The organism is Vibrio sp. Vb0888 (assembly GCF_033338835.1).
Taxonomy (GTDB): Bacteria; Pseudomonadota; Gammaproteobacteria; order Enterobacterales; family Vibrionaceae; genus Vibrio; species Vibrio alginolyticus.
In genome coordinates, this window is the sequence record NZ_JAWOTL010000230.1 from 1 (window position 1) to 1,159 (window position 1,159).

At 45.6% G+C, this 1,159-nt stretch carries 1 protein-coding gene; it reads left to right on the top strand.

Annotated elements, in window-relative coordinates; genetic code table 11:
• Positions 1 to 85 precede the first annotated feature (85 nt).
• Positions 86 to 1,078 carry a hypothetical protein gene (locus tag R7P72_RS25245; protein WP_193297240.1) on the top strand — a complete coding sequence of 331 codons (993 nt, stop codon included), beginning with the start codon at positions 86 to 88 and terminating at the stop codon, positions 1,076 to 1,078.
• Positions 1,079 to 1,159 lie beyond the last annotated feature (81 nt).

Consider the following 1,159-nt stretch of genomic DNA (forward strand, 5'->3'; position numbering starts at 1 on the left):
AGCCACCACAAAAAATGGTGGCTTTTTTATTGCTTTCTATCAATAGAAGCAGCAGAATGAGAACAAATGTTATCGGGAGGTTAACATGCAACAAGGAATGTTGTCGTCATTACTCCTGAGCTTGTCACTGCTCACTCTACCCGTGGCCGTTTCTGCGAAGGAAATGCAGGAGTCTGTGGTAGAACAGTGGCTTCAGGATACTCAAATTCAAACCAAAGTTTCTGAACTCCTTGAGTACGTGGTCAGAGATGAGGTTGATTCGCTTAAATTTTCCCTCGATCGGCTCGCTTTTCCTCAGCAAGAGGTGGTGCGTTTTCGCCTGTTGGAAAAATTAGAACAGCAAAACATCATACTTACCCCGCGCATTGCACTGTTTGTGGAATCGCAAGTTCGTTTGACACCAACGTATCAAATGTTGGAGCGAGGCGATGGCTATGAATTCAGTGTACCCGCATTCAATTACCCAGCGATTGCGAGTCGTTTAATTAAGCGTTGGAAACAAGACCAAAGCACGTTAGATTTTGTGCTGCAAGCTGAACGAAAAGAGCTAAACCTGCAGCAGTGGTTAACGGGGACGTCTCAACAAATTCAGACAAGAGAATCCTTGCTCATTCGTGAGCTAGATAGCTTATCGCCAAGTGCGTTAAAAGCCTTAACGACGCAGTTAACTCAAGCGAATGTCACCAGTTGGCTACCGTCCACAGCAGTGGTCGTTCGTATGGCGCAAGTCAGCCAAGACAAAGCCATGTACGATTTACTATGGCGAATGCGCGCCGATTACAATAGCCAACAGGAACTCAAGCGCTTAGCTGATACAGGAGATGCTTTCTCTTTGCAGCAGTTGATGAATGCCACGATCAACCCAAGCCTCAAACCTCACGCGATTCGCTTACTCACCAAATCCAATCCATTATCGCCGGAAGTGAAACAGTTTCTTATTGCGAAAATGGCATTATCTGAAGAAGCGACACTGGTCGCTCGTCAACTGGCTCAACAAGGCCACCAAACATGGCTTGAAGAATTAATTTCAAGTAACCGCCAAGTAAAGGCTCGTCAGATCGAGCAAGTATTAAAGTAACTCTGCTCACATACCCACACAAAATAGGAGGATCTTAGCGTCCTCCTATTTGTTATACTGCGGACAGTTTAATCAGCCAGC